At 39.5% G+C, this 21,826-nt stretch carries 18 protein-coding genes; all 18 read right to left on the reverse strand.

Annotated elements, in window-relative coordinates:
• Position 1: 1 nt before the first annotated feature.
• Positions 2-2,101, reverse strand: a complete 2,100-nt coding sequence (locus tag F3H00_RS05035) for an STT3 domain-containing protein (RefSeq protein WP_148798691.1) — start codon at positions 2,099-2,101, stop codon at positions 2-4.
• Entirely contained in the window at positions 2,094-3,218 is a 1,125-nt protein-coding gene (gene pglJ / locus F3H00_RS05040) for an N-acetylgalactosamine-N,N'-diacetylbacillosaminyl-diphospho-undecaprenol 4-alpha-N-acetylgalactosaminyltransferase (protein ID WP_148798689.1), read from the reverse strand. The genes F3H00_RS05035 and pglJ overlap by 8 nt, the downstream gene beginning before the upstream one ends.
• Complete coding sequence (locus F3H00_RS05045) at positions 3,215-4,258, reverse strand: glycosyltransferase (protein ID WP_148798687.1); 1,044 nt, start codon at positions 4,256-4,258, stop codon at positions 3,215-3,217. Before F3H00_RS05045 ends, pglJ begins: the two co-directional genes overlap by 4 nt.
• Positions 4,255-5,313: a glycosyltransferase gene (locus F3H00_RS05050; RefSeq protein ID WP_148798685.1), complete on the reverse strand. Its 1,059-nt coding sequence runs from the start codon at positions 5,311-5,313 to the stop codon at positions 4,255-4,257. The genes F3H00_RS05045 and F3H00_RS05050 overlap by 4 nt, the downstream gene beginning before the upstream one ends.
• Entirely contained in the window at positions 5,310-6,242 is a 933-nt protein-coding gene (locus tag F3H00_RS05055; protein WP_148798683.1) for a glycosyltransferase family 2 protein, read from the reverse strand. Before F3H00_RS05055 ends, F3H00_RS05050 begins: the two co-directional genes overlap by 4 nt.
• Entirely contained in the window at positions 6,243-7,004 is a 762-nt protein-coding gene (locus F3H00_RS05060) for a glycosyltransferase family 25 protein (protein ID WP_148798681.1), read from the reverse strand.
• A complete protein-coding gene (locus F3H00_RS05065; RefSeq protein ID WP_148798679.1) occupies positions 7,005-8,522 on the reverse strand; it encodes an MATE family efflux transporter in 1,518 nt (505 codons plus the stop codon).
• Positions 8,522-10,648, reverse strand: a complete 2,127-nt coding sequence (locus F3H00_RS05070) for an STT3 domain-containing protein (protein WP_148798678.1) — start codon at positions 10,646-10,648, stop codon at positions 8,522-8,524. The genes F3H00_RS05065 and F3H00_RS05070 overlap by 1 nt, the downstream gene beginning before the upstream one ends.
• A gap of 8 nt (positions 10,649-10,656) precedes the next feature.
• On the reverse strand, positions 10,657-11,889 hold the full coding sequence (locus F3H00_RS05075; protein ID WP_148798676.1) for a nucleotide sugar dehydrogenase: 1,233 nt from the start codon (positions 11,887-11,889) through the stop codon (positions 10,657-10,659).
• Positions 11,886-12,326 (reverse strand): ecotin family protein, encoded by a 441-nt coding sequence (locus F3H00_RS05080; protein ID WP_148798674.1) that lies wholly within the window; start codon positions 12,324-12,326, stop codon positions 11,886-11,888. The genes F3H00_RS05075 and F3H00_RS05080 overlap by 4 nt, the downstream gene beginning before the upstream one ends.
• On the reverse strand, positions 12,323-13,645 hold the full coding sequence (locus F3H00_RS05085; RefSeq protein ID WP_148798672.1) for a UDP-glucose dehydrogenase family protein: 1,323 nt from the start codon (positions 13,643-13,645) through the stop codon (positions 12,323-12,325). The genes F3H00_RS05080 and F3H00_RS05085 overlap by 4 nt, the downstream gene beginning before the upstream one ends.
• Before the next feature lie 8 nt (positions 13,646-13,653).
• Positions 13,654-14,637, reverse strand: a complete 984-nt coding sequence (galE, locus tag F3H00_RS05090) for a UDP-glucose 4-epimerase GalE (protein WP_148798670.1) — start codon at positions 14,635-14,637, stop codon at positions 13,654-13,656.
• Positions 14,638-14,717: 80 nt separating this feature from the next.
• Positions 14,718-15,566, reverse strand: coding sequence for a DNA ligase (locus F3H00_RS05095; RefSeq protein ID WP_148798856.1), 849 nt, complete (start codon positions 15,564-15,566; stop codon positions 14,718-14,720).
• Entirely contained in the window at positions 15,566-16,144 is a 579-nt protein-coding gene (locus tag F3H00_RS05100; protein ID WP_107776320.1) for a DNA-3-methyladenine glycosylase I, read from the reverse strand. Before F3H00_RS05100 ends, F3H00_RS05095 begins: the two co-directional genes overlap by 1 nt.
• A gap of 9 nt (positions 16,145-16,153) precedes the next feature.
• On the reverse strand, positions 16,154-17,212 hold the full coding sequence (locus tag F3H00_RS05105; RefSeq protein WP_148798668.1) for an NAD-dependent epimerase: 1,059 nt from the start codon (positions 17,210-17,212) through the stop codon (positions 16,154-16,156).
• A 45-nt stretch (positions 17,213-17,257) separates the two neighbouring features.
• Positions 17,258-17,935 carry a DUF4272 domain-containing protein gene (locus F3H00_RS05110; RefSeq protein WP_223155238.1) on the reverse strand — a complete coding sequence of 226 codons (678 nt, stop codon included), beginning with the start codon at positions 17,933-17,935 and terminating at the stop codon, positions 17,258-17,260.
• 42 nt (positions 17,936-17,977) lie between these two features.
• Positions 17,978-19,321, reverse strand: a complete 1,344-nt coding sequence (locus F3H00_RS05115; RefSeq protein WP_148798664.1) for an FAD-dependent oxidoreductase — start codon at positions 19,319-19,321, stop codon at positions 17,978-17,980.
• 128 nt (positions 19,322-19,449) lie between these two features.
• Positions 19,450-21,453, reverse strand: coding sequence for a TonB-dependent receptor domain-containing protein (locus F3H00_RS05120; RefSeq protein WP_148798662.1), 2,004 nt, complete (start codon positions 21,451-21,453; stop codon positions 19,450-19,452).
• Between the last annotated feature and the right edge of the window lie 373 nt (positions 21,454-21,826).

The following is a 21,826-nucleotide window of genomic DNA, read 5'->3' on the forward strand; positions in this document are numbered from 1 at the left end:
TTTACCTCTTTAGTTTATAAATTTTTGCCGCCCCATCAAGTATGACTGGCTCAAAAATTTTTGGATCGTACCTTTCAAGCACAAAAAGCTGGATGTATGCGCTATTTAAAATACTTTCATCAAGGATGATAAACCTACCATAATCTCTCATAAAAATGACAGAAATATTTGAGCTTTCGTTATTTTTATACTCTTTGACATTTAGCTTGCCAGCCTCATTATAATCAGTCTCTATGAAAGATTTAAGAGGCAAGATGTTGCTATCATAGATTAAATTTGTGACATCACTTGTGAGCGTAAATCCACCATTTAGCCTAATGCCATTTTCATTTTGAGAGATCGCTCTTGTGACGATAAAAAGGCCGTTGTTTAAATTTTTACCGCTTTTTAGATCGATCTTGCTAAATTGCAAAATTGTCGGAAAAATACTAAGCATCCTATCTGGCAAGTAGTAGTAAATATCCCTTGTCTTTGCTGGCAGGCTAAAATTTGCCTCTTTTATCTCGCTAAAAAACTGATCTACGCTTAAATTTCTATCTTTTAAAATTTGAGCCAAGTTGCCATTAAAGTGCTCTTTGAAATTTCGCTCAGTGTATTCTACATCGAGCCTTGCCATATTTGCCGAGCTCATCTCGTCGCTTCCAAGCGCAAAGCTCACGGCAAAATTTTCACGTCCAAGGTGCTTTCCGCCGTCAATTAGTGTCTTAACATCGCTGTAATATCTAATCGGATATCCATAGTCCCACCACGCAACCACGTAGTCCTCGCGTCCTGCGATGCCTTTTAGCTTATTTAAAATTTCAACCTCTTTGTGCACAAAAACTGGCTCAGCTTTGTAACCATAGATATGAATGAGCGCTGGAGTAAGAGCAAGCACGGTTACAAAGGCTCTCGCAAGATTTAGCACCGCTCCTTTTAGCTTTAAATTTGAAAGTATAAACTCCACCAAATAGCCAAATCCAAGTGCCATGATAGGCACAGCATAAATAGTAAATCTAAGGCCGCTTTTAAAGGCTAAAAAACCAAGAGCTAGCATGCCAAGTGAAACAGCAAATGAGCGGTATTTAAAGCAAAAAAGAGCAACGCCAGCAAGCGAGATCAAAAATGTGATGACATTTGCGCTGATCCTCTCGCAAAATAGCGTAAAATCAACGATGCTTGACTCTTGGATGGTTTGATTGACATTAAAAAAGTGAAAACTCATGCCGCCAACTTCAGGTGCATCTCTAAAGACGTAAAATTTAAGCTGAAAAATAATAGGATTTAGTCCGCCACGAATGACAAAGACGATAAATATAACTGCCAAAATGCCAAGAGCAAATTTTAAATTCATCATCTCTTTTTTAAATAAGCAAAGCAGATAAATAGCTATAATAGCGATAAATTTAAGCGTTAGATCAAGATTTGAAATGGCAAGTAAAAGCAGCAAAATTTCAAGGTAAAAAAGTGGATTTTTCCTATCAAAAACGAGCGTGTAAAGTAAAAATAGCCCAGTTAAAATGCTAATAAGCGAAAATGCGCTCGCATACCACCACATATAAATAAGCACGCTTAAAGGTGCGATTATTAGGCTCTTTGCGTCCTTTTTTTCAAGCACTCTAACAAGCCCCCAAACGACAAAGACGCTAAGTGGGATGATGAGCATATCAGTATCGTAGTAGCCTGCCATCGTGCGGTTGTAGTAGCTATTTGCGATCACTGCAAGAAGTGCGGCGATGAAGCCAGCAAATTTTAGCTTATACTCATTTGCGATCAAAATAACTGGCACAGCCACAAGCGATGAGAAAAATACGCTCATATAAATCATCGCCGTCTCAAGCTTGACACCTAGAAATTTCACGATCCAGTAAGTAAGCGTCGAGAGCGGATAGCCGTAGTAGCTAAGGTCGTTTTCTTGGTGAAAGCCAGCCAGCATGTCCCTTGCACCCTCGGCAAATGCGTAGCCGTCGTTTGTGCTAATCATCAGCTCGTTGTTCCAGAAAAATACCGGATATTCACTCGCCCAAAAGACCCAGTAAAGCCTACAAATCATGCTAAAAAAGACTGCGACAAATATCATAAGGTATAAAGAGTAATTTTTAAAAAATAAATTTCTATTCATTAGGATTTTCCAAAAAATTTATAAGCTCGCTCGCTATATTTTCACTATCAAAAAATTTAGCCCGATTATACGCAACATTTTCAAAATTTTGCCTTATTTCAGGCGCATTAAGCACCTTTATCATCACTTCTTTCATCGCATTTTCGTCATCAACTGGTACTAAAATACCAAACTCACTCTCGCCCAAAAGCTCCTTTGCACCGCTTTTGTGCTCAGTCGAGATGATAGTTTTCTCACATGCAAGTGCTTCAAGCAGGACATTTGAAAAGCCTTCGAATCTAGAAGCACAGAGCAAACAAGAGGCGTTTTTTATGTGTTTGAAGGGATTTTTGTCGGTGCCAAGAAGCTTTACGCGCTCGCCGACATTGAGCTTATCTATCAAATTTTGAAGTTCATCTTTTAAGGGCCCTTTGCCCAAAATTCCGAGCATAGCACGAGGGTCGTTAATCGAAGCTATTATTTTTATTAGCATGGCTTGATTTTTACCGCTATCAAGGCGGCCTATGTTTATGAAAAATGGCTTAAAACCACTCTCAAGCGGCTCATCTTTTAGCAAATTTATAGTTTTTAGATCAAGGGCGTTATAAAGCACCTTTGTTTTTGCCTCGCTCATGCCAAAATTTCGCACCAGATCCTCTTTATTGCCAGCTGCATTTGCAAGAATTAGATCAGCTTTTTTATAAAGATGAGTGATTAAAAATTTATTAACTCGCCCGCTTAGATCGTCTTTATATAAGATCGACGGACAGCTTCGCTCGCTGATAACTAGCCTTTTTTTAAAGCCCAAAATTCTAGCAAGCCCAGCAATATAACAAGGGCGGTTCATCAGCACAAACTGCGTGTCTATGCCTAAGTTTTGACAAAGCTTTTTATACTTAAAGGCAAGCATTGGCATCGCCAAAAAGAGCCTTGCAAGCTTTTTTAGCCCACTTTCATAAGGATCGCTATTTTCTATAAAGTGGATCTGCACCTCACTTGGAATCTCATAGGCGATGACCTTGCTCATTAAGATGAGGTGAACTTCATAACTTCTAACCAAAAATGGCAGTAAATTTGCCACATTTCGCTCAGCCCCACCAGGCCCCATCGAGTATAAAAAAACGGCTAATTTTTTCACTTATCAACAACCTTTTTTATAAATTCTCGCCACTGCTTTATAATATTTTCTTTGCTAAATAAATTTGCACTTTCGCTGGTATTTTTTGCTAGTTTTTGCCTCAAATTTTCATCTTTTAAAAGCATCTCAAGCTTATCTTTTAGATCATCTTTGTCGCCATTTTTAAAGATAAGCCCGTCTATGCCGTCATTTATAAGCTCTCTTGCACCCACAGTGTCGCTACTTAGCCTAGCACAGCCAAAGGCAGCTGATTCTATTAGCACATTTGAAAGCCCCTCGCTTCTTGAGCTAAGAGTAAAAATTTTTGCCTCGCTATAAAGCTTACTAACGTCATTCATGTGACCTAGAAATTTGACGTTAAGCCCCAAATTTGACGCCATTTGCTTCAGTTGCGCTTCTTGCCTGCCACTGCCTGCGATCTTTATCTCCCAGCCATCAAGCAAGCTCTTATCCACCTTGCTAAGCGCCTCAAAATAGATATCATAGCCCTTTACCGCCTCCAGCCTTGCCACACTTAAGATGACATTTTGCTTTTCGCAATTTTCAGGCACGTCGATAAAGAGTGGGTTGTGGATGACCTCGCGATTTTTGGCAAATTTATAGTAGTCGTAGTCGCTTTTACTTAGCACGCTTAAGCCATCTACAAAGAGGTAGCTAATATCACGCATAGCGCTTGCGATTTTGCTTTTTAGATAGCTGTGCTCGTGATGCTCGGTTGCTATTAGTTTGCTCTTTAGCCCAGCATTTGCCAGCACGCAAGCGACGTTTGTCCAGTCGATAAAGCTCATTATCAGATCAGCCCTTTGCTCTTTAAAAAGCGCTCTAAGAGTGAGGATTTTTTTAAATTTTAAAGCAAGCCCTGAGCCAGTGACGTTAAGATTTATAATATTTATCTTTTCACTAAATTTATAAAGCCCAAGGTCCTCTTCAAGAAGAGCGATAGTGATCTCATTGTCTTTGCAAAGCTCGTTTGCAAGCACGTTTAGCACGCGCTCGGCTCCACCATTTCTAAGTGCGGCTATGACAAAAAGAATTTTCACTTCACACCTCCAAGCCTTAAAAGCTCCAGCCATTTTTTATAAATTTGCTCCACGCTAAACTCATCAAGTCTAGCCCTTGCGTTTTTGACAAATTCGCTCATTTTTGCCTCATCTTGCAGCAAATTTGCAAGCTTTTCGCTCATCTGATCAGCGTCATTTATCTCGCAAAGCAAGCCATCAAAGCCATCTTTTATAAGCTCTTTTGCCCCGCTAGTTCTTGTCGCAACACGCACGCAGTCGTAGTTTATCGCCTCTATCAAGGTATTTCCAAGACCCTCGAAATTTGAGCAAGAAAGCAGCACCTTTGCCCTTTTATAAAGCGAGGCGATGTCGCTTACATTGCCTAAAAACTCTACATCAGCGCCCAAGCTTTTGGCTAAATTTTCTAAATTTGCTCTCTCGCCGCCATCTCCAGCGACAGCAAATTTATAGCCGCTTTGCTCTAAATTTGCAGCCACCCTTACAAACATTTCGCAGTTTTTTATCTTATTTAGCCTGCCAACAAAGATGACTAAATTTTCTTTAGCAAAGCTCTCGCTGCGCACCTCTTCAAAGAGTGGGTTGTAAATTTTCATCACATTTTTGCAAAATTTCGAGTAGTAGCCTAGATCCTCGTCGCTTAAGACGCTAAGTGCGTTTGCAAATGGATAGCTTATGCGTCTTAACACCTTAAAAATGGCTCTTTTTGGCGCAAGGTAGTTTGTGTGCTCGCTTATGATTATAGGCGTTTTTAGTCCAGCCGAGCTAAAGAGCACTAAGGTATTTACGGCGTCTAAAAAAGATATCACAGCGTCAAATTTACCCTCTCTTATGAGCGCTCTTAAGGCAAGCACCTTTGAAACTCTCTTTTTTAAATTTCCAACCAAGCCAAGCTCATCAGCCCCAACGCCTAAATTTATGAGCTTCACGCCACTTGCTAGCTCGTAAAATGGCTCATCCTTGTCAAATTTAACAAGGCTTACATCATGATCCATGCTAAATCTTGATGCGATCACCGCGCAAACTCGCTCCGCACCGCCACTTCTAAGCGTTGATGTGACAAATAATATCCTCATACGCCAAACCTTTGTTTTATCTTTACTCTAAGCTTTGAGAGTGCTGGTAAAATGCCACTTGGAAGAGGGCTAAGCAGTAAGAAAATAAACGCCTCTTTACTAAATTTAATGCTAAGACTTTTAAAGATACACCTTAGCATAAGGCCATATTCGCCTGCTATTTTGGCGTAGTAAGCGGCGTTTTTATACTGCAAGGCTAGAAATTTTGGCTCATTTTTTATGGCTATGTCGTAGTGCAAATTTGCCGTTTTGATGTAGGCGTTTGCCACATTTAGCGCGTGTTTGCCGGCATTTAACGTCGCACTGTCGCTTCTTGCGATGCGGTAGATATAAAGTGGCTTTTTAAGATAGAAGACATTTTTTTCAAAAAAGCGGATATAAAGCTCATTTTCGCCGCCAAAACTACTCTCATCAAATCTAAAGCCGTCTATAAATTCACGTGAAAAAAGCTTAAAATACTCGCCATTTATCCGCCCGCAGTGATAATCAACCTTACTCATCGCCCCGCTCTCGCTATATGGGCTTCTACCAGCCACGACCTCGGTCATCACGCCATCTTTCTCGCAGATCGCGTCTACAAAAACACACGAATACTCGCCACTTTTTAAAATTTCATAGCACTGGGCAATCGCCTCTGGTAAAAGCTCGTCGTCATCGTCAAGCAAGCAGACAAACTCGCCCGTTGCGTTATCAAAGCCGTTATTTTTGTTGCCATTTGGACTCTTTTTATGGGCTGTGTTTTTTACAAATTTGATCCTTGCGTCGTTAAAACTATTACAAATTTCACTCGCACTCTCGTCATCGCCGTCGTCAGTTACAACTATCTCTAAGTTTTTATAGCTTTGAGCTAGAGCGCTTTTTATAGCCTTCTTTAAAAGCTCTGGACGCTTATAAGTCGCGGTTACTATGCTAATTAACGGCTCGCTCATCTAGCCCCTTTTAAAAATTCTCTCATAGCCTTGAAGCTTTTCAAGCCGTGAGAAAAGTATAAATTTAAATGTTTTTATATAGGCCTTTAAATTTGCGCTGTATCCTCTCTCAAGGCGCTCACCCTCGATGTTTGAGCCACTTAGATCAGTTGGGTGCGCAAAAAGATCACAAAAATACATCTGCATATCATTAACGCCAAGCAAATAGTCCCAAACATCTGTCGTGCAAAGCGCATTTTTGTGGATTTCAAACAAATTTTTAGCGCTTTTTTTAGTTAGCACATAAGCCCCTGCTCTATAAATGCTTGAAAATGAGTGCTTTGAAACCTGCCAAAGTGGCTTACTTAGGCTGGCATCCACCTTTTTGCCAAAGGCGCTAAACCTGCCTTCTAGCCCATCTTGCATGCCACATATCAGCACGCTGTTTTCAGGCATCTTGCTAGCTACTAAAAAGGCCTCTTTTATGGCATTATCATCTCCGATCACGTCGTCTTCAAAGATGATGGCAAATTTGGCTTCACTCGCTAAAAACGCCTCATAAGCTTTCACGTGCGAGAGCGAACAGCCAACCTCTGCTGGGCTTAAAACCTTGCCGTAAGCTTTAAATGACGGCGAAATGATCTTATAGTACTCCCTCGCGTTTAGCTCCCTGCCATCAACTGCGTCTATTAGCTTAAAGCTATCATAAGAGCTAAATTTCTGCTGCAAAAGTTCGCGCCTTTTGGTATCTTTTGCCAAAGAGATCAGATAAATTTCATTCATTTAAGACCTTTTAATTTTTTTTAAAATTTTACGCCAAACTATGCCTCGCTCGAAGGCATTAAAAAACAAAAAATATCCCAAAATATAAGCTGCGCCGGCGTATATCGCAGCAAAGATAGCAAATTTTAGCCAGTTATCTAAGCTCACAAAGTCCTTGCAGGCAAACATCGCAAGCACGAAGAGCGCAAAAACGGCTAAACTTTTAAAATAAACCCCGTAAAATGTGGTGAGTTTCACCTCTAAATTTAAGGCAGCATTTATAAGGTCAAAGCCAAGAATCCTTATGCTATAAAAAATGGCTGCGACGATGACGATACCATAAACGCCATAGTCACTAAATTTAAGCAGTGCGATCTGCGCTATGATCGTGCTAACGCCAAGGATAGTGTTGGCAATGGCTGGTCGGCGAAGCTTGTTTGTCGCGCTATCAAGACTAAAAAGCGAAAAAACAAAGCTTATAAAGACAATCGGCACTAGCGTGATCATCGAGACATTGTAGATAAATTTAACCTCGTCTTGGCTTTTAAAAGGTAACCATAGCGTGTAAAAATCAAGCCCAAAAACGACAAAAAATGCTACTGGAGCGCTCATCACAAAGGCGATCACTTTCATTGAAAATTTAGCCTCTTTTATGAGGTCAGTGATCAAATTTTTTGAGTAAAGCTCGACAAATTTTGGCGCAAAGATACCGCTAAGCTGTGCCACAAAGCTCTCAAGTATGATAGGGGCGGCCTTGGCGACAGAAAGAAGGCCAGTGGCGTTTGCATTGACAAAAATGTTGCAGATAAATAGGTCCATACCTGTTAAAAGTATGCGGTTTAGCGCATTAAAGCTGTTCCAAATGCCAGAGCTTAAAAGCTCTTTGATTTTAGAAAAGTCAAATTTACTAAGGCTAAATTTTAGCTCCGGCGTGATGCGAGCTGACATAAAAATGGTGCTAAAAAAGACAAAAAGGCTAGCAACTAGCGCTGAAATGGCGATGTAAGAGATGAACGGCTTAAAAAAGAAAAAAAGCGCCACGATAAGGACCGCTAGGATCGCACTTGAGATGGCGTTTCTGATGGAGAGCAGATAGAGTTTGTTTGTCACAAAGGCGCAAACTGTAAGAACGCCATTAAATAGTCCAACGCAAAAATTTATAAAGTAAAAAACAAGGGTCATTCTCACGTCAAAGAGTAAATTTTCAGGGACGTTTAAAAAGCTTTGCAAATTTATGATAAAAACCGAACTAAGCACCACTACAACAGCACAAAAGAAGATATTTACGACAAGCACTGATGAGTAGTAGGTGTTTGCAAGGCTTAGATCTTTTTTGTGCCACGCATGAGCGACAAAGCGTCCGCTGACCGAGTTTATCGCTACGCTCACGACTGCTGCATAGCTAACGATGGCGTTACTAAGACCCACAAAGCCAAAAGCTTCGTTACCAAGGCTTTTTAGGATAAATGGCGTAAGAAAGAAATTTATGCCCATTGATACGACAAAAACAACGATTGAGCTTATTAGATTGATTAGCATTAGATTTTTAACCTGTAAATTTTTACGCCACTTGAGATAACAAATGGCTCAAAGTATCGCTCATCAGCTCGCTCAAATATAAAAAGCTGCACAAAAGATGAGTTAAAAGCATTTTCATCAAGCAACAATATCCGCGCATAATCTTCCAAAAAAACAACATAAATTTTGGCATTTTTATCTATGATTTTTTCATCTATTCGCAAATCTCTTCCAGCACCTTTTACCTTATAAAATGATTTTACGGCTATTTTTTCGCCGTTATGTATGATAAATTTTTGCTCATTTGTAGGCAAAGCATAGCCGTCTCCGAGGTCGATACCAGCTTCGCTAATGCCATTTAATGCACTAACATGATAAAAATTCTCTTTTTGCCTTTTACCAGTTGTAATGTCGATATAGCTATATCTAAAGATATTTGGTGCAATGTCAATCATATTTGGCACAAGATAGTAAAAAACCTCTTTTTTTGCAGCTGGCAGAGTGAAATTTTCGCTTTCAAGCTGACTCAAAAAAGTATTTATATTGCTTGTGTTGTAGTCTTTTAAAATTTTATCTATTGGCCTTATATTTTGCTCAAGCGAAATGTCATTATACGTAACTGCCACTCTTGCAAGTCTAGCCGAAAATACCTGATCTTTTCTCAAAGCAAGGCTAACAAAATAATTATTTTCGCCACCTTGTCTACCAGGATCGTTTAAAGTCATAACATCAGCAAAATATCTTATAGCATATCCGTAATCCCACCATGAAAATACATAATCATCGTGCTTTGCTACCTTTTTGAGTTCATCAAGCGCCACTGCTTCATCACGGCTAATCACAGTGTTTGGCCTGTATAAATAAGCAAAATCTAAATTTATAGCAAGAGCGGCTACAACAAAAACCAAAAGTGATAAATTTTTAATAGAATTTCTAAGATCAAATAAATTTAAAAAAAAATGCAAGAAATACCCAAAACCAAGCGCAACAAGTGGTGTTGCGTACATAACAAATCTAACTCCACTAAAGAAAGAGAGGAGTCCAAGTCCAAGCATTGGCAAAGTAAGTAAAAATGGACGAAATTTAAAGCAAAGTAATAAGTATCCAATAATAGCCGCCAGTAGTATAAGAATATTTCCCGACATGAAATAGATAAAATACAAAGGACTGGCACTTTTTACTTCACTGATGAAATTATACTCATTTATAAAGTGAAATTTATCGCTAAGAATTTCATTGCCTTTAAAAACATAAATACCCATTTTTGAAGTAATGAAATCAAAACCACCAAAATAGATAAAAATAGCTAGCATTAAAGTAAGAAAAATGGCTAAATTTCTAGCTGAGAGTAAATTTTTATATTTGCAAAAAAGAGAGAAAAATAAAGCAATAACTACTAAATTAAAAACCAAAATTTTATTTGCTATTAGTGGATCTTTAGTAAAAACATTTGAGCTTACGATGCTTATAAACATAAAAAATATCGCTTGATAATTTTGCAATCTATCTCGCATAAAAACTAGTGTATATAGCAAAAACATAAATAAAATACTTAAAATAAGTGCATATGAGCTTTGATACCACCAAAGATAAAGCGATACAAAAAGGCCCGGCAAAACGATAAATTTTTGTTCGTTTGTGCTTAAAAGCCTGATCAAAAAATAGATGATAAAAAGCGCAAATGTGACATTTAACATGTCACTATCAAAATATCCAGGCGATGTCCTTGAAAGATAGCTTGGCAAGATAACGCTCATAAATGCAGCCACAGCCCCAGCTTTTAGCGCTTTGAGCTCATTTGATATCAAAATAACTGGAAGTGCGATAAGAGGAGCTAAAAAGATGCTCATATAAAACATCACGCTTTCGATCTTAAAAGGAAAAATTTTACAAATATAAAAAACTATGGTTGAGATTGGGTGATTAAAGGGGCTAAAGTCATTTTGCTGATGAAAGCCAGCCAGCATATCTCTAGCGCTCTCTGCGTAATAATATGCGTCATTTGTCGTAAGCATAAATTCGCCATTAAAGTAAAACTCTGGCATATCCTTTGCCCACAATACCCAGAGCATCCTAGCCGCAAATCCAAACAGATAAGCAGCTGGAAATATAAGTAAAATTTTACAATTTACGCTTACTTTGTGCACTAAATTCCTTACAGCCTAGCGTCAGCCTCTGGGTAGATATTTTTTATATCATAAACTAAATGGCCTTTTAAATTTAGCTTTTTAAACTCATTGTGAGCTACGGCGATCACGATGCAGTCGTAGTCGTTTAGGTTATACTCTTTTACTAGATCAAAGCCGTACTCGTGTTTTACCTCAGTGCTATCAGCCCAAGGATCGGTCACATCGACCTTGCAGCCAAAGTCTTTTAGCTCATCGACTACGTCTATAACGCGAGAATTTCTTATATCTGGGCAGTTTTCTTTAAATGTCATACCAAGAACAAGCACGCGGGCTTTGTTGATAAGCACGCCTTTTCTTATCATTAGTTTTATAACCTGATCAGCTGCGTATCTGCCCATATCATCGTTGATACGGCGACCTGCTAGGATCATTTCAGGATGATAGCCCACCTCTTGAGCTTTGTGAGTGAGGTAGTATGGATCTACGCCGATGCAGTGACCGCCGACTAAACCTGGGCGGAAATTTAAGAAATTCCACTTAGTACCAGCAGCTTCAAGCACGTCAATGGTGTTGATATGAAGCTTTTCAAAAAGCATCGCAAGCTCGTTTATAAAGGCGATGTTTATATCACGCTGAGTATTCTCGATGACCTTTGCAGCCTCGGCTACTTTGATACTTGAGGCCTTATGAGTGCCAGCTGTGATGATCGAGCGATAAATTTCATCGACCTTATCAGCGATCTCTGGGGTTGAACCGCTTGTGATTTTTTTGATTTTAGTTACGGTGTGCTCTTTGTCACCTGGGTTTATACGCTCTGGCGAATAGCCGCAGAAGAAATCTTTGTTAAATTTAAGCCCACTTTTTTCAAGAAGTGGCACGCAAATCTCCTCTGTAACGCCTGGATAAACGGTGCTTTCATAGACAACGATGTCGCCTTTTTTAAGCACTTTTGCCACACTCTCAGTCGCTTTTACGACTGGAGTTAGATCAGGGCGCTTGTTCCTATCTATCGGAGTTGGAACGGTCACGATGAAGAAGTTGCAACTTCTAATGTCATCTAAATTTAGGCTAAATTTCATGCCATTATCGATGGCTTTTTTCATCTGTTCGTTACTAAGTTCAAGCGTTCTATCATACCCAATTTTAAGCTCTTCTATACGTTTTGCATTTACATCAAAGCCTACTACTTCGTACTTTTCGCTAAAAGCTGCTGCAAGTGGAAGTCCCACATATCCAAGTCCTACTACTGCTATTTTCATTTACTTTTTCCTTTCTTTTTTGCTTCTATCTTTTTTACGCGTTCGTACATTCTTATTTCCGCACTTACACCTTTTGGAGTTATGATTCTAATAGGGCTAATGCCTGGTAAAATTTTAGTAAATTCGTAATAAACCCGCCTCTTTTTCTTTCTGTCCTTACATAGCATCATCGTTTGCGCTAGCTCATCCCCGCCGCTAAATTCGTAATAAATCCCGCGCGCGTCCTCTTTTTCTTCAAGCTTTCCGCCGAGCAAAAAGGCAAAGTTGCAGTCGATTTCTATCTCTTTAAAAAATGCGACTTCGTATTTAAAATAATCAGGCGGCATCTTTGAGATAGGTAACTCAAAAATATTTTCCTCGGTTTTTGGCGCATTTTCGCCTGCTAAAAGTGCAAAAGGAAGCGTGCAAGCTGCGATAAAAAGTAAAATTTTTCTCATGATTTCACTCCGATTTGAAAATACTTAAATCCATGCTCAGCCAAAGCTTTAGCGTTGTATTGGTTGCGCCCGTCAAATATAACAGCATTTTTTAGTCTCTCTTTGATCTCCATAAAATCAGGCGATCTAAACTCGCTCCACTCGGTTACGAGCACCATAGCATCGGCGTTATCAAGCGCGTCATATTTATTTTTAGTGTATTTTACATCTAAATTTGGCATATATTTTTTAGCTTCTTCGCTTGATTTTGGATCATACGCCACCACTTTCGCGCCAGCTTCGTCTAAAAGTTTTATCAAAGTTAGCGAGCTAGCCTCTCTCATATCATCGGTATTTGGCTTAAATGCAAGCCCCCAAAGCGCAATCGTCTTGCCCTTTAGATCGCCACCAAAAAAGTTATAAATTTTATCAAACAGTACTCTTTTTTGAGCCTTATTCCTTGACTCGACTGCGTTTAGAAGCTCTGGCTCAAAGCCATTTTGTCTAGCTGTGTAGATGAGTGCCTCAACGTCTTTTGGAAAGCAGCTGCCACCGTATCCACATCCTGGATAGATGAAGCTATAACCGATCCTTGAGTCGCTGCCGATGCCTTTTCTTACTAAATTTACATCAGCGCCCACGCGTTCACAGATATTTGCTATCTCGTTTATAAAACTTATTTTGGTTGCCAGCATCGAATTTGCAGCGTATTTTGTCATCTCGGCTGATTTTACGTCCATACAAATGAGCCTATCGTGATTTTTCATAAATGGCTCGTAAAGCTCTCTCATCACGCTAAAGCCCCACTCGCTGCTAGCTCCGATAACTACACGATCTGGCTTTAAAAAATCTTCAACCGCCGCACCCTCTTTTAAAAACTCTGGGTTTGAAACGACTTCAAATTTAACCTCTACATTTCTCTTTTTAAGCTCAGCCTCGATAACCTCATGCACCTTGGCTCCAGTGCCTACTGGGACGGTTGATTTATCGACTACGATTAGCGGTTTGCTTAAATTTTCTCCAATAGACTTGGCAACCGAGAGGACATATTTTAAATCTGCCTGTCCATCAGCGCCCATAGGAGTACCAACTGCGATAAATAGCACATCCGCATGCTCTAGCGCCTCAGTTATCTGCGTACTAAATTTAAGCGAGCCATTTTTATAGCATTCACTTACGATATCAGCAAGCCCTGGCTCATATATCGGTACGACGCCGTTTTTTAGTGCCTCGATCTTTTTTTCATCGACATCTACGCAGATCACGTCGTTGCCCATCTTAGCAAAGCATGCACCACTCACTAGTCCAACATATCCAGTCCCAATCACAGCTACTTTCATGCTTATCCTTAAATTTTCTTTTCCCACTCAAGGGCAGTTTTTATGATGAGTGCTAGATCATCTCTTTTTGGCTTCCAGCTTGTTAGCGAGCGCAGTTTGCTTGCGTTTGAGATGAGGATAGCTGGATCGCCGTCCCTTCTTGGCGCATTTAATACTTTAAAATTTACCCCACTCACCTCTTTTGCGGTCTCGATGACCTCTTTTACGCTAAATCCTCTGCCATATCCCACGTTAAAAGTTTCGCTACCATTTTGACTGATGTAGTCAAGCGCGCTAATGTGAGCGTCTGCTAGGTCACTAACGTGAATGTAATCTCTTACACATGTGCCATCTTTTGTCGCGTAGTCATCACCAAAGATGCCCATGCTCTCGCGCTTGCCAAGTATAGTTTGCACAGCCACCTTGATAAGGTGCGTGGCATTTGGATAATTTTGACCGATTAACCCCTCTTCGTCAGCGCCTGCTACATTAAAGTAGCGAAGTATTGCAAATTTAAAATTTTCATTTGAAGCGGCGTAATCTTTAATGATCTGCTCACTCATAAGCTTACTTCTGCCGTATGGATTTATCGGATTTGTAGGCGTTGTTTCGCTCACCTCCGCCACGTCTGGCTCGCCGTAAACTGCGGCAGTTGAGCTAAATATAAATTTATTTATATTATAAGTTTTTGCGTATCTTAGCACCCTCGCAACGTTTGCGGTGTTGTTTAGATAGTATTTTAGTGGCTCGCTCATACTCTCAAAAACCTCGATAAACGCTGCAAAATGGATGATCGCATCAAATTTACCATTTTCAAAAATTTCACTTAGGTCATCTTCTAGATTTGCGTTTATAAATTTAAAATTTCCGATTTTTTGGAGTGCCTCAAGTGCTTTTTGTGAGCCCTTGCAGAGATTGTCGATGATGGTTATCTCATCTTTACCTTGCTTTAAAAGTGCTTTTACTACGTGGCTGCCGATGTATCCAGCACCACCTGTTACTAAAATTTTCAAGTTTAAGCCTTTCGTAAAAAGTGGTTAATTTTATCAAAAATAGGGTAAAGCAAAAGTAAAGCAAGGCTTTCGAATAAATTTTAATCTTCTCTAACCCTTAAAAATATTGGAAATCTTGGCTTGCCTTTGGCTGTTAAATTTTGAAATTTATATGTGATGATAGAGCCTATCTTTGGGGGATTTGTGCGCTGCTCGTCGCTTAGTCCTGAGCCTATTTTAAAGATAGTGCCAGATTTTGGCTCGCCAGCTTTTTCTTCGTCATCTTTGCCACCAAGCGCTTTGCAGGTAAGCGAGCCAGCAAATTTTGCGTATTTGCCGCTACCTTTATTTATAGCGGTCACTTCACACTCGGCATCTTTAAATTTTTTAAATTTAAGCGCATTTTTGCTTCGTTTTCTCTCGTATGGCGCATTTGGCTCACGCACTACTGCTCCCTCTCCGCCTTTTGCGATGATACTTTCAGTAAATTTTAAAAATTGAGCGTTATCTCGCATTTTTATCTGTTTTATAATGATCAAATTTTCATTTGGTTCATTTTTTAGAAATCTAACCAAAACTTCAAGCCTATCAAGCAAGCCACCATTTGCCTCAGGCACATCAAAAACGTAAAATTTAAGCCTGCTCCACGCTTTTTCATCAGGCAGTTTATCCATAACGCTTGCTTGAATTTCTTCAAACTTAAGCTCCTTTGCGTAAAGCTCGCCATCGAGTGCAAATTTTGGGAAATTTTTAGTAAAACTTAGCGGCGCATTCAGCATTTTGCCTTGCCTTGAGAGTAAATTCTCTCCGTCCCAGTAGGCACGCACACCATCAAGCTTCTCGCTAGCTAGCCAGCCTGAGATATTTTGATCTTTATACTCGCTAAGTCGCAGCAAATCAAGAGAAAATGCAAAATTTAAAAGGACTAAAACCGCAAAAATTATTCTGATCAGGCTTTTGCCTTGCAAAAACAATAATCCATATGATCGTCTACAACGCCCACACTTTGCAAAAAGGCATAGGTGCTAATAGAGCCTAAAAATTTAAACCCTCGCTTTTTTAGCTCCTTTGCCGCAAAGTCAGACATTGGCGTAGTGGCTGGCACTTGTTTGATATCTTGATAGTGATTTATGATCTGTTTGCCGTCAAATTTGGAATCAAATTTTTTTAATAAATATCCCCAAAGATAGTCATAAAAGCTACCAAATTCTTTGGTTACGGATAAAAATGCAATGGCATTTGCAGAGAGTGATTTTAGTTTTAATCTGTTGCGAATCAATCTCTCATTTTGCATAAATTTCGCTATTTCAGCCTCGCCGTAAAGCTTGATCTTCTCTGGATCAAAGCCATCAAACGCCTCTCTCATTGCCTCTCTTTTTTGAAGCACTCCATGCCACGAAAGTCCCGCCTGAAAGCCTTCCAGAACTATCATTTCAAAAAATTTTCTATCATCTTTTATGGCTTTGCCCCACTCTTTATCGTGGTAAGCTATATCAAGCTCGCCTTTAGCCCATTCGCATCGCCTCATCTACACCCCTTAAATCTCAACTCCGTAAAACTCGCAGTACCACTCGACAAATTTAGCTACGCCGTCGTTTACTTTTGTATTTGGCTTGTAGTCAAAGTCAGCCACAAGGTCGCCAACGTCTGCAAAGGTCGCTGGCACGTCGCCTGCTTGAAGTGGGAGGAAATTTTTCTTGATCTCACGGCCGATCTTTATCTCAACCGCCTTTATGTAGTCCATGAGCTCTACTGGGCTGTTGTTGCCGATATTATAGACCTTAAACGGCGCTTTTGAAGTTGCAGGATCTGGGTGCTTTGCGTCCCAAGCTGGATTTGGCTTAGCAGGATTGTCGATGCACTTAATGATGCCCTTTACAATGTCGTCTACGTAGGTAAAGTCACGCTTCATCTTGCCGTAGTTAAAGACGTCGATAGTTTTATCTTTAAGCGCAGCATCAACAAATAAAAATAACGCCATATCAGGGCGTCCCCATGGTCCATACACCGTAAAAAAGCGAAGTCCAGTTGTTGGCACGTTAAATAGATGGCTGTAAGTATGCGCCATCATTTCGTTGCTCTTTTTAGTCGCTGCATAGAGACTTATAGGGTGATTTACCGCTTCGTGCGTAGAAAATGGCATATTCTCATTTAGTCCATAAACCGAGCTAGAGCTTGCATAGACTAAATTTTTGATCTCATTATGGCGGCAGCATTCCAGGATATTCATAAAGCCTGTGATGTTGCTATCGATATAGGCTTTTGGGTTTATGAGCGAGTAGCGAACGCCAGCTTGTGCGGCTAAATTTACCACTACGTCAAATTTTTCTTTAGTAAAAAGCTCTTTCATAGTCTTTTCATCGGCCAAGTCGGCTTTTATAAATTTTAAATTCGGATGTGTTTTTGAGGTGATAAGCTTGCCATAATCTATCTCGCTAGTCTCAAAGCCAGCCGTTTTTAGGCGTGCAAGCTTTAAATTTACGTCGTAATAGTCATTTATTACATCATATCCAACGACCTCATCGCCACGCGCCACAAGGGCATTTGCAAGGTGAAATCCTATAAATCCAGCTGTTCCAGTTACTAAAATTTTCATATTTTTCCTTTCATTTTTGGCTTATTTTAGTGCAAAAATGTAAATTTACGTATTTAGATCAGGGTAGTCCCAAGCGTTAAATTCAGCTCTTAAGTCGTCATTTTCTTGCCCTTTGCAACATAGCCACTCAAGCCCTGCACGTCTTTCCATAACGATCTCTTCGTCAAGTCCAGCAACCTTTTTGCCATTTACCCTTGCATCCACACACGCCCAGTGGTAGCGATAAACTAGGTCAAGTTTGCTCAAAATTTCATCCAAACTGCGTAGTTTTGAGCGCTTTTTGAGTCCACCCTCTCTAAAGATATCCATCACAAAATCACAGTCGCAAATTTTATCCATCTTACCGATATCTTCAGCGATGCCAAGTGCCCAAAGCAAGATCCAAAGCGACTCATACTTCCAGCCCATATTTACGGCCAAATTTATATCAGCCCTTCCCTCTACGACCTCTTTTTCTTTTACACTTAAATCATCATAAAAATCGCCCAAAAAGTCTTTAGCCCAAGCTATCTCATCTTCACTTAGGTGGCCATTGTCGCGGATAGTGCAAGCACACATAATGGCCGTAAATGAGCAAACCGCACGAGCAATGATCTCATCAACGCTTCTTGGCGTAACTTCACTATTGTCATACCTTAGTGGCAGACTCTCAAGCACAGCCACGCCCTCTTTTTTTAAAATTTTTATGCTCTCATCTTTTCTTTGTTGTGCTGTTTTTGGCATATCCGCACCTTTTTTAAAAATATCAAACACTCCCATTTTTATTCAAAAAAACTCAGCGTTAAATTTCTCTTCGTTAAAATTTTTACCTAAAAATTTACAGGCTTCGATCATATCAGTTCTTGCTATTTCAAAGCAACTAGTAGCCCCAGGGCTTGGAGTCATGTTAAAACTTATACCCTCGCCTGTGCTTATCTTGCCCTCGCCAAGCTCAAGACACTTTTTATTACGGTCGATAACTTGTGGCCTTACGCCACCAAAATTTACAGCATAGCTTAGGTCATTTTCACTTAGGCTTGGTACGATCTTTCTAGCATCTTTTACAAATTCTTTTTTATTGATAAATGGCACTTCAAATAAGAAATTTCTTAAAATATAAGATCTGATGTCGCTATCTTTTAAGAGATTTGTAAAGACTTCAAAGACATTTTTATCAAATTTTAGGCATTTACAAAAGTCAAAAAAGCTTGAACAGCCGTGGTATCTCTCTAGTTTTGGTATGACTAGAGCTGTTGGTCCAAAGCGAGTGTTGCCATTAGCTAGGATATCTGGATCGCCGTGAAGCGCGGCAAATGGTAGCTTATCGTTTTGCACCATATAGACTTTGCCATTTAGCAGGCGTTTTTTTGCAAAATAAAAGCTTCCAGCAACGGGCAGTGTGCTAAGATGAAGCCCGTAACCCATTTTGTGAGCCAAAAATAGCGAGTGTCCTCCAGCATCTACTACGACGTAGTTTGCAGTGATCACCTCGCCATCATTTATCTTTATGTGAAATGTATCGCCAGCCTTTTTTATATCAGTTACTTCTGAGTTTAGGCTGATCTCGTAGCCATCTGCGCCTAAATTTATGGCATTTTGCACAAGTGAGTTTGCTAAGCCACCAAAGTCCATCGTCGTAAACTGCCCATTTTGCGTGCCTATGGCGATGATGTTTTCTGGCCTCTCATTGCCATTTGCGTCAAAAACGACGTTTGGCTCGATCTGTTTTAACTTCTCTTTGTCATAAATTTCAAGGTAAGGAAAAAGCTCTTTAAAACTCTCATATCTCTCTTTCATGCGCTCTACTTCGGCATCTCCGATAGCTAGTGCCATCTTTTGATGAGCGAACATATACTTGCCATCAAGATTGTATTTTAGAGCATATTTTACTGGCATATTTGCCACACGAGAAACTTTTTTTGCCTTTTCTAGTGTGTAATTTGTCTCAATATCGCCACAATGAATGGTTTGTGAGTTGCCTTTGCCGTTTGAATTTAGAGTAGCTACGCCGTCATATTTTTCTAAAAGTGCGACCTTCTTTATATCGCTAAATGCAGCCAACTCATAAAAGAGCGCCGTCCCACTAATGCCTGCTCCGATAATTACCACTTCAAAGTGCTTCTGCCTCATTTTTTCTCCCAAAAAAGTTTAGTCGCCAAAATGATACTATATTAATTTTAAAACAAACAGCATAGTTAAAAAAGCTAGAATTTTTATATAAAAGAGAAATTTGGCAAGGCTTTCACCTTGCCTTGAAGTTAAAATTTATAAGATACGTTTACTTTGAAATTTCTACCTGGCTCCCAGTCCACATAGTTTGGATTGCCTGTATAATCAGCCGTTCTTTGAGACTGTGAAGCATAAGTTTTATTAAAGAGGTTGTAAATTCCAGCATTTATCTCTAGCCCTTTAAATTTGCCGCTACTTGGCGTATAGCTAGCATAGATATCGCTAACTGCATAGCTTGGTATATTAACATTTTTGTCATCACCAGCCGAGATGGTATTTTTTGATGCAAAGTAGATTAGGTTGTAGCCTACTAGCGTATCAATGCTAGAAAATGCATACTCTGCGTTAAATGTATATTTATCGCCCTGATCGCGGTAGCCGATGACGTTTGAGGTCGAATAGCAAGGCCCAACAGTTCCTCGCCGACAAGACGTCAATACCCTATCTTTATATTTTACACTTTGATGAGTGTAGCTAGCAGCTAGGCTTAGTGCGTCTAAATTTAGCCTTGCAAGTAGCTCAACGCCGCTTATATCAGCCCCGCCAGCGTTTATCCTCTTTAAAGCTCCATTTGCTGCGTTGTTATCAACTATTAAATTTTTATATTTTGTCATAAAGTATTTTGCAGAGAGGCTATACGAACTAGCTTCGCTTATATCACCATGATATTTAAGACCAGTTTCGTAGCTGTTTCCAGTTGTAGCTTTTAGATCTTTATTTGCTTCAAAATTTTCTGCCCTACTAGCATACATAGACTCCATGACATCAGGCCCTCTAAAGACTCTTGCATAGCTTGCAAAAGCGTTAAGACCTTTAAGTATCTCATAATCAAGTGCAAGTGCTGGGGTAAATTCATTGTATTTATAAGTGTAGCTCTTTACATTTCCGACTCTACCATCGTAGCTTTTTAGCTCGTGATGGGTGTATCTGATGCCTGGAGTAACAGTTAACGAACTAAAATTTAGCGCATCTTCTGCGTAGATAGAGTAGTTATTTACCTTTTCTGGGTAGTGGTTATCTGGCTTGTTAAAATTTTTACTTTGATAAAACTCAGCACCATATCTAAATGTCTGCGTCAAAGTGCCGGTCTCGACTATACTCTTAGCCTTTGCATTTATACCGTTTGTTTTTACGCCTAAAATTTTTAAGACCGGGTCATCTTTTTTATGCTCGGTATTGTATACCGTTACATCTAAATTTAGAAGATCACTTGGTTTGTACTCGTATTTTAGCGTTGTAGTATCACGTTCATATTTTCGGTTATCAACAGGAAATTGACCAGTATACCAGCTGCCAAACTCGGCTCTCATTGGATACATGCCCTTAAATTCATTGTGCTCTCTTGAGATAGAAATTCTATGCGCATCAAGGAAGCTGTAACCAAGCTTTAAAAGATAGCTAAGGTCGTTGCCGTCGCCGCCTATCTTTCTTTTGTTGCCGCTTTTGCCGTAGTCGTAGCCCTTATGATTAATAGCGGCTATAAAGTCAAGCCCTTCAACCGGTGCAGTAAAGAGCATAAGGCCTTGAGAAAATTCGCTGTTATTTGAGGCGTATCCTGTCTTTATCTTTGCGCCGATGATCTCACCATCATCAAGCAAGTCTTTTGCATCAACCGTTTTAAAGGCGACCGAACCGCCAAGTGCGCCCGAGCCGTTTACCACTGATCTTGAGCCAACCTCGACATCAACAGCTTTTATAAGATCTGGATCGATCAGCAAGTCAGCGTTGTGGTGAAATGTATTTCCGTTTTGTTTTGCGCCGTCTATCGTGATATTTAGACCGCGGTCGCTCACGCCCCTCATGTAAATTTTTTGATTCATGCCGTTCGTGCCGCCCACATAAACACCAGGAATATCTCTCATCACGTCTTTTACTAGGCCAGCGTTTCTAGTTGAAATTTTGATGTCATCAACTCCGTATCCGCCACTACTACTTGTTACCTCAACTCCGCTTAATACGCTCTCGTCTGCCCCATTTGCACAAACTGCTATGCTTGCTGCAAGAGATAGTTTAAATAAGCTTTTAAATCTCATATTTTCTACTATTTTGGTTATTAAAATTACTATTTTAATTTTATAGCATAATTTTGAGATTGAATATTATAATTTTAAATATAAATTTTGGATAAATTTTTGAGTTTTTTGGCAAAAATATAAATTATTTTTAAATTTTAATTATCTAATAAATTAATTAGATTCTGAGATAAGGAACGAAATTATATAATTTTATCAAGGTAGTAAATAAGGTTAATTTTTAATAAAAAATTCTTAAATTTTACAGATAATTTTTATCAAGAAAGGCTTAAGAAATCTAAAATAAATTTTACTTTTTTAGCGCTCAGATTTTTTTTATAAACACTCTTATGATAAATCTTATGCAAAAGGTAAAAAAATGAGAACAGGTAAA

The organism is Campylobacter concisus (genome assembly GCF_902460845.1).
Classification (GTDB): domain Bacteria; phylum Campylobacterota; class Campylobacteria; order Campylobacterales; family Campylobacteraceae; genus Campylobacter_A; species Campylobacter_A concisus_X.